The 13,407-nt window shown below is 39.9% G+C and carries 11 protein-coding genes; 3 read left to right on the forward strand and 8 right to left on the reverse strand.

The window, feature by feature from the left end; translation table 11 throughout:
* The coding region (locus Q7U33_RS05645) for a retention module-containing protein (protein WP_304858647.1) at positions 1-635 on the reverse strand (635 nt) is incomplete at its 3' end.
* A 283-nt stretch (positions 636-918) separates the two neighbouring features.
* On the opposite strand from Q7U33_RS05645, the gene Q7U33_RS05650 reads away from it, so the two are divergent.
* Positions 919-1,557, forward strand: coding sequence for a transglutaminase-like cysteine peptidase (locus Q7U33_RS05650; protein ID WP_370651990.1), 639 nt, complete (start codon positions 919-921; stop codon positions 1,555-1,557).
* A gap of 19 nt (positions 1,558-1,576) precedes the next feature.
* Positions 1,577-3,493, forward strand: a complete 1,917-nt coding sequence (locus tag Q7U33_RS05655) for an EAL domain-containing protein (protein ID WP_304858650.1) — start codon at positions 1,577-1,579, stop codon at positions 3,491-3,493.
* A gap of 91 nt (positions 3,494-3,584) precedes the next feature.
* Here Q7U33_RS05655 and Q7U33_RS05660 read toward each other — a convergent pair whose 3' ends face one another.
* From Q7U33_RS05660 to Q7U33_RS05670, 3 genes are read right to left on the reverse strand one after another with little or no spacing between them, the layout of a single operon-like run.
* A complete protein-coding gene (locus Q7U33_RS05660) occupies positions 3,585-4,217 on the reverse strand; it encodes a response regulator transcription factor (RefSeq protein ID WP_304858652.1) in 633 nt (210 codons plus the stop codon).
* Positions 4,218-5,630: an HlyD family type I secretion periplasmic adaptor subunit gene (locus tag Q7U33_RS05665; RefSeq protein WP_304858654.1), complete on the reverse strand. Its 1,413-nt coding sequence runs from the start codon at positions 5,628-5,630 to the stop codon at positions 4,218-4,220.
* Positions 5,627-7,780: a type I secretion system permease/ATPase gene (locus Q7U33_RS05670; protein ID WP_304858708.1), complete on the reverse strand. Its 2,154-nt coding sequence runs from the start codon at positions 7,778-7,780 to the stop codon at positions 5,627-5,629. Before Q7U33_RS05670 ends, Q7U33_RS05665 begins: the two co-directional genes overlap by 4 nt.
* Positions 7,781-8,384: 604 nt before the next feature.
* Between Q7U33_RS05670 and Q7U33_RS05675 the strand changes: the two genes are divergently transcribed.
* Positions 8,385-8,906, forward strand: coding sequence for a PepSY domain-containing protein (locus Q7U33_RS05675; RefSeq protein ID WP_304858656.1), 522 nt, complete (start codon positions 8,385-8,387; stop codon positions 8,904-8,906).
* A gap of 1,358 nt (positions 8,907-10,264) precedes the next feature.
* On the opposite strand, the gene Q7U33_RS05680 is transcribed toward Q7U33_RS05675, so the two are convergent.
* From Q7U33_RS05680 to Q7U33_RS05695, 4 genes are all read right to left on the reverse strand, one after another.
* Positions 10,265-11,230: a beta-propeller fold lactonase family protein gene (locus tag Q7U33_RS05680; RefSeq protein ID WP_304858657.1), complete on the reverse strand. Its 966-nt coding sequence runs from the start codon at positions 11,228-11,230 to the stop codon at positions 10,265-10,267.
* Between the two features lie 127 nt (positions 11,231-11,357).
* Positions 11,358-12,173, reverse strand: coding sequence for a quinoprotein dehydrogenase-associated SoxYZ-like carrier (locus Q7U33_RS05685; RefSeq protein ID WP_304858709.1), 816 nt, complete (start codon positions 12,171-12,173; stop codon positions 11,358-11,360).
* A 41-nt stretch (positions 12,174-12,214) separates the two neighbouring features.
* Positions 12,215-12,760, reverse strand: coding sequence for an SRPBCC family protein (locus Q7U33_RS05690; protein ID WP_304858658.1), 546 nt, complete (start codon positions 12,758-12,760; stop codon positions 12,215-12,217).
* 38 nt (positions 12,761-12,798) lie between these two features.
* The gene (locus Q7U33_RS05695) at positions 12,799-13,335 is read right to left on the reverse strand and encodes an SRPBCC family protein (RefSeq protein ID WP_304858659.1); all 537 of its coding nucleotides are present in this window, start codon (positions 13,333-13,335) and stop codon (positions 12,799-12,801) included.
* Between the last annotated feature and the right edge of the window lie 72 nt (positions 13,336-13,407).

The following is a 13,407-nucleotide window of genomic DNA, read 5'->3' on the forward strand; positions in this document are numbered from 1 at the left end:
GTTGGGTTGAGGCTGGTGCCGTTCACCGTCACGCTGTACACCAGGTTCACGCCTTCGTTTACATTGTCATCGGCGATGCCTGGGTTGCCAGGTTCAATGCCGCCTATCGTTGGGGGAGGCGGAGTATCACCACCGACCTCGCTCACTTGATTAATAATATCTGCAAAACTATTACCTGATAATGCGGTATCAACAGATGCTGCAGAACCAAATTCATAAGCAAACCTAAAGTTGTTAAGATCATCGTTAATTCTGACTAAATCAACAAAACCAAAACCGTAACTGTTAGAAGAACCACCAGGACCTGCCGCGGTTTCTTCCAAAACATCACTAAGATCTTTACCCTCTTCAATTGCTTTAACGACAGTATCTATTGTGGCAAGATTAACCGAAGTATCTAATGATGCTGGCACGAATGCTTCTACAAGCTCGTCAGCAAAAGCGATTAGTTGCTCAGCACCAATGTGGATAACCTGACCATTGGCTAACTGCAAATCCACTTCAACTCCTGCGCCAGTTTTAATAGTGTCTGCAGTTTGAATGTTGTCACCTAATTTCAAGTCACGCTGATTACCATTATTTGAAATTAATGATGCAGCACCTGTCATTGCGATAATTTTGCCGATTAATGCCATGTTAATATCCTAAGTAATATTAGATGTTACGGTTAAGCTTTTATACGATATACAGCATTTAACACCTTGAGATAACTAATGCATATTGTACTAATGGCCAATATGTCATTAATAGGCTAAATAAGCATTAAGCGGCCTAATAGTTTAAAAAATAAAGTTTAGTTAAGGTATTATATTTGGGAGGACGAGTCTCAATTAAGCATTAAATTTTGGAGTATGAGTGGTCGCTATCTTTAATCAATCATTTAATACACGTATGTTGCGATGTTGCATCATCGTGATGATGATGTGCTTACCACTTTGCTTCACTTATCTTTTGGCAGAAGGTTATGACTTCAACAAGCTGGCAACCTTTGCTAAACAAAAGTACGGTGATGAGGCTCACGACGATTTTATAGAACTACAACAACTCGTTGCTACTCTTAAAAATTCGCCTGAGTCGGAAAAACTTTCTCAGATTAATAATTTCTTTAATCGAAAAATCACCTTTGCAGAAGATATCCACGTTTGGGGGCAAACTGATTATTGGGCCACACCACTGGAGTTTTTGGGTTTACGTGCTGGGGATTGTGAAGATTTCAGCATTGCAAAATATGTGTTTCTAAAGGCGGCAGGAGTCTCTAACGATAAATTAAGACTCGTCTATGTAAGAGCTGAAATGTTAGAAAATAACCGAACAGTTATTCGTGCTCACATGGTATTAAGCTACTACGCTTCACCACAATCCGACCCGTTAATTTTAGATAATCTAGTTCCACATATCTCTTCCGCATCAAGCCGTAAAGATCTATCACCAGTATTTAGCTTTAATGATAAAGGACTTTGGATTGGTAACAGCACAAAACCAAAATCCAACCCAGAATCTAACCTCTCCAAATGGCGAGATGTTTTAATGCGCATGCGTGCAGATGGTATTGAATAATGAAAGTAAGGATGAATCTATGTCTCTAATTAAGCAACTTTGGCTAGCAATTATTTTAATTTTAGCCCTAGCATCGAGTGGTAGCTTTATTTTAAGCACATTATCAGGCAAGCAATATTTAGAAAAACAGCTGCAAATGAAAAATAATGATAATGCCGTTACGCTAGCGCTATCCATGACGCAAATGCCTAAAGACCCTATCATCTTAGATTTGCTTATTTCGGCTCAATTTGACTCGGGGCATTACCAATACATCAAGCTAACTGACCCTAACGGAAACATATTAAGTGAGCGCGTCAATAGCAATAGCGAAAAATACGCACCCGCTTGGTTTGTCAACTTAATCCCACTCAACGTAGATCCTGGTATTGCTGATATTCAAGATGGCTGGACACAGTTTGGTACATTAGCACTGGAAAGTAACTCAACGTTTGCTTACAGAGAACTTTGGTATGCCACTATACAGATTGCATTATGGGTCTTGTTAATTGGTCTGATTAGTTGCTACCTAGGTGGTCAGTTACTTAAAAAGATATTAAAACCACTTAACGATGTTGTAAATCAGGCAAAGGCAATTGGCGAGAGTAGATTCATCATGATCAAAGTGCCTAAAACAAAAGAATTTAAAGATGTTGTGAAGGCAATGAACACCCTCTCTAATAGAGTTAAAAAAACAGTCAGTGAAGAGTCTGCAAGATTAGATCAGCTAAGACTTGATAATAACTTTGACCATGTAACTGGCCTAATGAACCATGATTATTTTGTTAAAAAAGTGAATGCAAGCATCAGCCATGAAGAATATTTTAATAATGGCGTGATGGTGATTACTAGAATATTGAACATTGCTGAAATCGATCAGAAACTGGGTTATAAAGAAACCAACCATCTATTAAAAACAATAGGTGATGCTCTACAGCATGAATGTAATCAGAATCCAGCGCTTTCAGCTAGCCGACTTAGCGGTGCTGATTTCTCAGTATTTTCGAACCAACCTGTAGACTGCTACAGCTTAGGCACCACCATTAACAGTGCTTTTGAAAAAATGAGTAATATTACAGGCCAGGATATCTCGGTAAACTTCCTTACAATATCAACTCGCGTCACCAAATCTGATAGTGCTGAAAACCTCATTAACTCAGTGCATCACGTACTAGATGACATTGGTGCTGAAAGCAGCAACAATTTACATGTGATTAACTCTGGCGAACTCCACCAATATCAAGATCACAACCTACAAGAGTGGAAAAACCTGCTCACTTCGGCTTTAGATAACAATAGAATCAAGCTTGAAAGCTACCCAGTGATTAATCAAGTTGGTGAGTTGATTCATTACGAATCACCAGTAAGATTACAACTCACAACCGATGGTAAATGGTTCTGCGCTGGTGAGTTTATCACGTGGGCAGACAAGTTAAATTTAATTAACCGTGTAGATGAACTCGTATTGCAAACAGCCATCAACTCACTCGCTAATGGTGCAATGCCGATTGGCCTGAATATATCAGCCAGCGCCATTTGCAACCCTGCTTTCATTGACATTGCAATGACTAGTATTAAAAATCAGGCACAAGTGGCTAACAAATTATATTTTGAAGTACCAGAACAAAGTGCATTTGATCACTTTCCAGAATTCCGTCAATTCTGCATTGCAGTTAAAGCATTGGGATGCAAAGTGGGAATCGAGCACGTGGGCACACGCATCTCACGCTTAGGCGAGTTACATGATATTGGCTTAGACTATATTAAGATTGACGCTTCAGTTATTCGTGACATTAATAAGAACGAAGCTAATAAAACACTACTCAGAGGCTTATGCATGATTGCACATTCAATAGGCGTGATTGCAATTGCCGAAGGCGTGCAAAATGATGATGAGATTAGTACACTAAAATTAATTGGAATTGATGGAATGACTGGACCAGGTATTTCACTTTAGTCCCATAAAACCTAGACTATCTGACAATAAAACGATTAGCGCTAATTTATCCAAGAGTATTTACAACCCTTAAAAATACGAATTTGAGCAATTAGCGCTTATTGAGCATCAATGCCAATTGCAACCGATCTTTAGCGCCTAAACGCTCAAAGGTTGCAGCTAAATGGGCCTTAACTGTACGTTCTGTAATGTTGAGGACTCTGGCTACTTCTTTGTTGCTTAATCCTTTAGCCACTTCAATAGCAACATCTCTTTCTCGGCTAGTTAATTGGGCAAGTAAGCCATCTACATAGGCAGGCTGATTACTGACTAGTTTAGTGGATGTTTCAATCAACCTTTGAAGCAACTCCTGCCCTAACCACAAACCGCCGTGACCTATCACTGTTTTAATTTCGCTCAACATTGCAGCTGATGAATAAGTATGTGCATAGCCAACAGCACCTGTGCTTAATGCAGAAAAACAATCAGCCTGATTAGGTGCATTTGCAAGCACAATAACTTTTGCGAATTTAAACTGATTTGTAATATTGCTAATCATGTTACTTAACCAAGCAGATCCCTCTTGATTAACATGTAGCCAAAACACCAATTCATCATTACCATCCGTTGTAGCATCCAACTTCAAAGCAAGATTTGAAAAGTCTGCGACGATTTTTGATTCTGGAAAAGCATCAACCCAATGACTTAGACGTTCAGTTAAGGTACTAACAAATATATCCTGCATCTATCTCTCACTAAAAGCATATGACTTAGCTTTTAAAACTGGTTTTAATAAATAAGAAAGTATGGTTTTTTTACCAGTCATAATATCAACTTGCGCCACCATGCCAGGAATAATCGGCAAACCTGTGCCAAGACTAGATTTAAGCGTACGTACACGCACAATGTAGTAGGCATTACCTTTTTCATCAACAATAGAATCTGGCGCAATATTTTCAACAATTGCATCTAATGTTCCATAAACCGTATAGTCATAAGCCGTCAATTTCACTACAGCAGGTTGCAGTAAACTAATAAAAGCAATGTCTCTAATCTGGATTTTGGTTTCCAATATTAAAGCATCATCAGTCGGCACGACTTCTAGCACCTCTTTACCGGGCTGAATCACCCCACCAACTGTATTATAAAAAAGACGACTCACCTTACCATTCACAGGAGATTTCAGCGTTGACTGGTTGACTTTATCCTTAAGTGAAACACTCACCTCAGATACGCTATTCAAACGTGCGGTAATGTCATTTAATTCGGTACGTACCTTACTCTGAAACGTTTGTTGTACCTCTGAAACTTTACGCCTAGCCTCTCCAATAGCACTCTCAATTCGGCTAATTTGAGCACGCGACTGATCAATATCACCCTTAGCTTTATTTGTTTCTCGCTCTAGTTTTAGAATATCAATTTCAGACACTGCGCCACTGGATAACAAAGGCTTGTTAGCAGCAAGCTCTTTCTTGGCTGACTCATAATTTTTTTCAGCAATCTCTTTACGAAACTGCACCTCAAGCAATTCTTTCTCACGTTGAACCACCTGATCACGTGCGATCTCAATCGCAGACTGCAGCTCGTCTTTACTTGAGTTATAAAGCGCATATTCCTGGTCGTAAGTCTCGGGGACCTCTTTACGCACTTCTTCAGGCGGGTTAAAGCTGGCACCTTCAGCTAAAGCTCTTAGCCTATACTGTTTAGCCAAGTAAGCTAAATATTGCGATTGATTCTCTCTCAGTGAGGAAATTGCGCGCGTCTCATCAATACGAATAAGTGGCGTTCCAACCGCAACAGACTGGCCTTCACTCACCAGAATTTCTGAAACAATACCACCATCTAAAGACTGAATCACCTGAACTTGCTTAGATGGAATAACACGGCCTTCGCCACGCACTACTTCATCAACTTTAGCAAAGAAAGCCCATAGTACTAACATTAGCATGGTCACGGCAATCGTATACAGTAGCAACCTAGCTTTCACTGGCGTTTGCTCAAGAATCACCAAGTCAGCCTCTTCATGCCAAGGCAAATCCTCTTTAGTTTCAGTTGGCGTCCATTTATCTAAAAAGTAATAAATAGGTTTTGTTAGCCAAGATTGACTTTTAAGAAAGCGATTAATTGTCTCTAGTTTTTTGAATAGATCTTCACTCATAGCGCTTTACCAATCTTGCCATTTCTCAATGCGTCAGTAACTTGATCTTTCGGACCATCCGCAACAATTCTGCCTGAGTCAATCACGATAATTCTATTCACTAACGCATAAAGGGATGATCTGTGTGAAATTAACAACAAAGTTTTATTGTGTGTATGCTCAGCCAAACGCACTTTGATTGCGTCCTCACCTGAATGATCCATTGCGCTGGTGGGTTCATCTAGTAGCAATATGGCTGGCTTATTTATAAAAGCACGTGCGACGCCAACACCTTGTCGCTGTCCACCAGATAAGGTTTCGCCTCGCTCACCCACTAACATATCGAAGCCTTTAGGATGTGAGTTTACAAACTCGTCAATACCGCCTACATGCGCAGCTGCAATCACAGCAGCATCATCCACATGTGGTGCAGAAATCGTTAGGTTCTCGCGCATAGAACCATAGAACAATTGAGTATCTTGCTGCACATAACCAACGCTTCGGCGTAACTCAGCAGGATCAATTTGACGCGCATCGATTCCATCAATCAGCACAGCACCTTCTGTTGGCTGATACAACCCCAAAATCAATTTATGAATCGTTGACTTACCCGAACCCATACGCCCAAGTATCGCAACGTGCTCACCTGCTTTAATTTTAAACGATACTTTAGTCAGTGCATTGGTTTCGGCACCAGGGTAACTAAAAGAAACCTCTCTGAACTCAATATCTCCATTAAAAACGGGCCTAGATAGAAATGTGCTATCTGCGGGACGCTCTACTGGCCTTTGCATGATTTCATCAAGAGAGTTTAGAGATGTTGCCGCATTGTGGTACTGCGTTAATAACCCAGCGGTTTGAGCAATTGGTACCAATGCGCGCGAGGCAAGCATTGTACAGGCTATCAAACCACCCATGGTAAGCTCACCATTGATGACCAAATAAACACCAAGAATCACCAAGCTAACAGTAATTAATTGCTGCATGGTTGTGGCGCCATTATTAATCGATGAGGATAACAAACGTAATTTACTAGAAACTTCTGTTAAGAAATGTGCACTATGCTCCCACTTACGCTGCATCTGCCCCTCAATACCTAATGCCTTAACCGTTTCTAATCCCACCAAACTTTCAATTAGCGTAGCATTTCTGATCGCACTCGCGCGATACATGGTTTCTGACAGATCATGCATTTTGGTTTGCACACTAAATGAATAGATCAGAATGACTACCGCCCCCAACAAGACAGGAATAATCATCGGCCAAGCAATCCAACCAATCACGCCAACAAAGATTAAAGCAAACGGAATATCTATCAAGGTGGTAATCGTGGCTGAAGTAATAAAATCACGCACAGTTTCAAACGAGCGCAAATTGGATGCAAAAGATCCCACTGAGTTTGGTCTTTGCTCTAAACGAATACCCAACACTTGCTCCATAATGCGTGCAGTCAGCTTAATATCTATTCTAGTGCTGGCCCAGTCAAGAAAATAGCCACGCATTGTACGCAAGACTAAATCACCAATAAATATCAATGAAATACCAACAGCCATGACCCATAATGTTTCAGTCGCCTGATTAGGCAAAATACGATCATAAACATTCATCGTGAACAAAGGCATCGCTAAAGCAAACACGTTAACCACGAACGCTGCCACCATAATATCGCGATAAATACGGCTATTTTCTGCTAAAGAACCCCAAAACCAATGCCGCACAGCAACCTTGCCCACAGTAGGCGCACGTTGATCGAACGTAAATTTAAGCTTAGCGACAATAAAATATCCAGCACTACTTGCCATTAAATCATCTAATGGTACGGAAACTTCAGCCTCACCTAACTCAGGGTAAATAACGCCAACTAACTTAGCCTCAAGATTAATGTTGGTAATCACACAAGCTTCATCATCTTTTAACAGCAAAATAGCTGGTAAGAACTCTTGCCTTGTTTTATCTAGTGATTTTTTTAAAATGGTGGTTGCTAAATGCACACGGCTTGCAGACCGTTTCACCAATGCAGGCGTCATTTTGCCATCACGAAGCGGCAAGCCCGCAACAAGCGCATCACGAGAAGTCGCTACGCCGTGCATACGACAAACTAACAGTAAACTATCTAGTAGCGTATCAACAACACTCTCGCTGGTTAACTGACTCACATCATCCTGACGCATCAATTTACTTTCTTAGAATCAACTTTGACTACATTATGTTACCAATATACACAATTACTAAGCATCACGCGATTACCACAACACAAGTAACGCTTCATACTATTACTTCTTTGATAAATTAGCACCTAACCATTTGGATGATTGACAAACTTATAAAATTATTAGACTTTGCCTTATAGGTAACAAACATTGACACATGATCAACTAGACTAACGGCATATTCTACGGTTTACCCCCTTGCAGCCTTCAAATCAGGAAGGTAACTGAAGTTAGGTAATAATATTCTCTAAAACACCATAATCAAGCGCAAAAACTTATAAACTAATTATGATAATAAGCCTAATGATACGCAACAATAACGCATCCAAACACATTATAAAACGTCGACCTCAAGCAGAGGTAATATTAAACACCAAAAGTAAACTCCCAATAACAACAGTGCATGACAGACGATTAATTTACTATTTTCACAATATGAAAATAGTAAGCAAATTATATTCCACTCTTAATAACATTACATGAGTGCTATAATGCACCCGCCTGTGCCTAGGCAGGTGGCTAAACTGGTTGCCAAAATCAGTGGTCATCTTAGAAAGGAAGTAAAATGAAAAAACTCGCAATGTTATCTATTATTGTTGGCGCATTTGCTGCTACCAACGCTCAAACGGCAGAGACCGTTTTCCCTAAATCAAAAGTTGGTATTGAAAAGTGCTTAAGCGCTGCGCTTGCTGCAAAACCTGGCAAGGTCGTTAAAGTAGAGTACAAACTTGAAGACAAAGTACCTGTTTATGAGTTTGATATTGAAACAGCAGACGGTAAAGCATGGGATGTAGAGTGCAACAGCAAAACTGGCAAAATCACTGAAATTGAAGAAGAAGTAGCGAATGCTGATGTTCCAGCATTTAAGGCTAAAGTTAAAGTTTCTGAAGAAGATGCTAAGAAAACAGCTCTTGCTGCTTTCCCAGGTGAAGTGGTTGAAACAGAATATGAAATTGAACCTGATGGTTCAGCTTCATACGAATTCGACATCAAAACCAAAGATGGTGAAATGAAGGTTGAAGTGGACGCTACTAGCGGTAAAATCGTTGAAAGTAGCAAAGAGCTATATCAAATTGGTAAAGAATAAGCTTTTATATTAGCCTGTTTGAACTAGTCTCAAATTTTAAGCCCTCGTAATGAGGGCTTTTTTGCATTTTAATGAGGCTGATTTATATTGATGATACATCTTAAGTATTCTCATCTAATGGGAGGCTCATCTAGTTAACTACCTATTATCATTTGTACTGACCACTCATTTCAACTTGGATTATTTAGGCAAGTTCAATAATTTGACTCAAGAACTGACGCACCTGCCTAAAATAAGGCTCATGCAATTTACCTAAAGGATGCGGCTTTGCGTCCAGCGAATAGTGGTTTTATTATCCCCTGTTTTTTCTATATTTGCATTTGGGGTTTTAAAACTTAATGCGTGTAAGTGTTGGTGATACTTTATTCGTGGCTAATAGCCACTCCTACAAAAACCATGCCTAGCGACCATTTCCTAAACACTTATCGGAAACTCACGTCATCACCCATCAAAATTGGTTATAAACAACCAAGTGGTTCTTTAAAAACAACCAACCTTATTATTAACAGAAACATCCATTGATAAATATACTCTGCGAACGTATAGATTAGCGCGTTCTTAACTAAGCAATATTAATCTTAACAATTGATGATTTCGCCAGCCTTATGAAAAGTAGATATATTTAAATCAAACAGTTATATTAATTACAGCTTTATCGAAGATGGCGGGTTTTGATACTTTAGTTAAAAACTGAGCCATATTTCACCGCTTGCAAAGCGCTCAGAGAGTAATAAAAATATATTGGCACAGCTTTTGCAGTATCAAATATTAGCGTTGATGTGCTTTATGGGAGGGGGCTGGACCTAGGCCATGCAAAGTATTGAAAGATATTAGCATGTTCAGTTACCTTCCCGCCCACCACTGCGCTAAGGTATTTCATGTGATGTTACTTTGTCATACCAATTCTAGGTTGAAACTTGATATATTGATTGCGAGTTAGCCCGAGGTCTAAACACCTCGGGCTTTTTTTTACGTGTTTCTAAAATATACGGCTAAAAAAATAAGGCCGAAATTGGCCTTATCTCTATCGATTCTTACTAAATGAGTCCTTTGCACGAGTGCTTATTTAACCAAAAACCATATCGCTATCGTCATTTCAGCAAAGGCGAGAATCCAGTCAAGCTGTTGACTCACCTAGATTCCAGCCTTCGCGGGAATGTCGGAACGCTGGTATTTTTATACAAAATTGAGCTTAATTTAGCTTCGTGCAAATATCTCTAAATATATTCCCTACTGAGTCTATTCATTACTAAGCCTATTCCATCTAGGGCTACATAATTTGCTGACTACCTTATCGGGAGTAAGTTGGTGCCATCAAAGTTGCTGGTGGTAATTCCACCAAAATAGCTCGTTTGTGTTTAATGAATCACCACTCCCCAAGGCAATTGGCCAACAGCAATGTCTTTAATATGTTTGTTTTTCTCGGTATCAATCACAGAAACACTGTTGCTGCGTCCATTAGCGACATAAAGCTTTTTACCGTCTGGTGTTATCGCCATGTTCCAAGGGCGTTTACCTACTGAAATCGTTGCAATCACTTTTTGTGTTTTAGCATCAATCACGCTTACATTACCATCACCACCGTTACTCACATAAACACGGCTTCCGTCTGCACTGACTTTAACGCCATTTGAACGCAAACCTACTGGTATTTTTTTTATGACTTTCCAGTCGGCCACATTTACAACCTCTAAGATATTGGCAGCCTCGTTAGCAATGTATGCTAGTTTACTATCTGGTGAGAAGCCGATACCACGAGGGTGTTTGGTAGATTTAATCAGTGCGATTGATGCATGTTTAGCGGTATCAATCACATCTACATCACCGCTCTCTTCATTGCTGGCTAGCAGCCATTTACCGTCTGGAGAATAGACACAGTGTTCAGGGTTTTTACCTTGTGTTTTTGCCGTGTGCGTTAATTTAAATGTGGTTAAATCTACAAAAGAAACTGCATTTTCTTCCTCTAGGCATGCAGCTAATGTTTTACCATCTGGCGATACGCTAATACCTTCAGGTTCATCACCGACCTGAATACGTAATTGCTCTTTCTTTGACATTAAATCTATCATAGCGACAGCATTATCATCACGCACGACGACATATAGTTTTTGTCCTGCTGGATCCATGGCAACTGCCTGAATTTTATTACCTAACTTCCCTTTTGCAGGTAAGTTGTACAACACTTTATCTGATTGAGTGTCTATCACAGATACGTTGCCGTCCTTCTCGTTAGGTACGTAGGCTAAGGGAGAAGCAATTGCCATTTGGGCAATACTACTTAATGTAACGAGCAAAAGACTTGGTGCTGAGATTAACTTAATCATAATTTACCTTTAATAAATTGGGCTTGTAATCGCGTGAACACACGTATTACAGTAATTACGATTTTAGTTTGCACTGGACATATGCCCTATTCCTAAACTCCCGAATAGTATCGGGAGTTATTCCCGCTCATGGCTTTAAGTTAATCGTATAACTAAAAGATTTACGTTCATTATCTAATAACTGAATGCGCACTTGATTCACATTGGCTTGATGATGTGTTGTTGGTAAATCAAAATTAAATGTTAAATGCGGATTCTCAGCGGTACCCACGTTAAAATCTACCTGCATGACGCTAGACTCTTCAAACATAATGTTAGCGTGCTGTATATAAAATGCTGGCTTTAATTGCTTGGTTTTAGCATCGCTTTGCAAGCCTGTGTACATAGGATGCTTGATTTGTAAGGTGGCAGAGGCTGTTTCTTGTGGTTTATAAGGCGGGTTTAGTTGAAATTTAATTTTGCCTGCATTTTCCCTTACAATGGCTTCATCTTCAGCAACAGTGCCAGCACAACCACCACCAGCATTCACTATTGTACTTGCCATCAAAAGTGCACCACTCTCGGTTTCTGCAATGGCACGAATGTGCGAATCATTCTCCATACGGATTCTGGTACTAAGCGCTAATGTATTAAAACTGAGTGGAAATTGATAGTGAGCAACTATTGGTACTGGGTTAGCATCGACCAGTAAATAAATGCTTTTGATAGGGTCTTGCTGCTGATTGCTGACTTTAAGCATCACTGGCACCTGTGCTGCATTTTCAGCGCCTAATGGTGCAATCACTTGTATTAAATTGGTTGGATTAATTGGCCGATGATTAAAAAAACGTTCTTTAATCATCGGCCAATTTTGCGCTGATAGCTCAGCATTGACAGTACCAGATAGCAGCACAAGGCTACATAGCAGAACTTTTAAAATCAATGCTTTGATACGCGTAACCATCACGTTGGTAAATAGTCTCTTAAAAAATTGATGTTCTTCACCTAATTTTCTAGGGATTTTTTCAAACCTACCATGGCTGCGTCATAAAGTTCGTTAATTGCTTTGTTTGCTGTTGGGTTGTCTAGCCCTGGTGGCGCTTCCATACTGTTCGCTTTGTTATAAAAGCGCGCGGTAATGGTAAGTATAGATTCTTGTGGCGTTGCACCAGCTTTAACTTGCATCACGGTACGATAGTTACTAACAGGAATCGTGCTTTCTTTGGATTCCAACATTTTGTAATCAACTTTCATGCTGGCATCATTTACCTCACGAAGTTTTTCTAGGAAGCCATTTCCGTTTTTTAGTATTACTTCACGGTGCAATAGCTCTGCTCCTGTTTCTGCATCTGGTCTAGTATCTGTTTTCACACTGACAACATCAGGATGCCATTTTCCAATCGCAGCAAAGTCTTTCACTAAGCTCCAAACCTTTGCAGGCTCTGCTTGAATGACGATTTCTTTTACTACTTTTTGCGGGCTTGGCCCATGTGCGAAAGCACTCATTGGTATTAAACTCAACCCCACAAGTAACAACAAAAACTTTTTCATTGATATATCCTTAGCAATGTACAACGCTCAGTTAGCAACTACTGAGCCTCAAGTACTTTTTTTAGATTATTTAGGCCCGTGTCATAAACCCCCTCGATAGCTTTCACAGCGGTAGCGTTATCTTCACCTGCAGGCGCATCTACTTTATTGGCTTTGTTATAAAAACGACCTGTCCATGTCACTGTGGCTTCATCAGCATTAGGGCCAGCTTTTACTTGCATAATTGCACGATACCCACTGACAGGTAGCACGCCTTCTACAATTCTGTATTCAATTTTCATGGTGCTATCGGTTACACCAATCAATTTTTCATGCAATGTGCCACCACCATTTAAGGTGAGTAAGCGGTGTTGCTCATCTGCACCAGCATCGTCTTTACGTGTTTCTAGCTTTGTTTCTGCCACGGCTGGGTGCCATTGATGAATAGCACCAAAATCTTTTACTAGGGTCCAAACTTTTTCTGGGCTTGCTTTGATCACTACTTCACGAATCACTTTTTGCTGACTTGGTGCATTGGCAGCATTAGCGGTTAATGGGATAGTACAGATTGCTAATAAAGCTAATAAATATTTCATATTTTTCCTTTAAAATCATATATCAACGTAAGGCGTCAATATCTTCCTTACGGTACAAAAGTATTAATGTTG

It is taken from the genome of Methylotenera sp. (genome assembly GCF_030653755.1).
GTDB lineage: Bacteria > Pseudomonadota > Gammaproteobacteria > Burkholderiales > Methylophilaceae > Methylotenera.

Excerpts from the sequence above, each read along its gene's own strand:
- Q7U33_RS05650 (WP_370651990.1), top strand. The coding sequence starts at position 919 with ATGATGTGCTTACCACTTTGCTTCACTTATCTTTTGGCAGAAGGTTAT.
- Q7U33_RS05655 (WP_304858650.1), top strand. The coding sequence starts at position 1,577 with ATGTCTCTAATTAAGCAACTTTGGCTAGCAATTATTTTAATTTTAGCC.
- Q7U33_RS05660 (WP_304858652.1), bottom strand. The coding sequence starts at position 4,217 with ATGCAGGATATATTTGTTAGTACCTTAACTGAACGTCTAAGTCATTGG.
- Q7U33_RS05665 (WP_304858654.1), bottom strand. The coding sequence starts at position 5,630 with ATGAGTGAAGATCTATTCAAAAAACTAGAGACAATTAATCGCTTTCTT.
- Q7U33_RS05670 (WP_304858708.1), bottom strand. The coding sequence starts at position 7,780 with ATGCGTCAGGATGATGTGAGTCAGTTAACCAGCGAGAGTGTTGTTGAT.
- Q7U33_RS05675 (WP_304858656.1), top strand. The coding sequence starts at position 8,385 with ATGAAAAAACTCGCAATGTTATCTATTATTGTTGGCGCATTTGCTGCT.
- Q7U33_RS05680 (WP_304858657.1), bottom strand. The coding sequence starts at position 11,230 with ATGATTAAGTTAATCTCAGCACCAAGTCTTTTGCTCGTTACATTAAGT.
- Q7U33_RS05685 (WP_304858709.1), bottom strand. The coding sequence starts at position 12,173 with ATGGTTACGCGTATCAAAGCATTGATTTTAAAAGTTCTGCTATGTAGC.
- Q7U33_RS05690 (WP_304858658.1), bottom strand. The coding sequence starts at position 12,760 with ATGAAAAAGTTTTTGTTGTTACTTGTGGGGTTGAGTTTAATACCAATG.
- Q7U33_RS05695 (WP_304858659.1), bottom strand. The coding sequence starts at position 13,335 with ATGAAATATTTATTAGCTTTATTAGCAATCTGTACTATCCCATTAACC.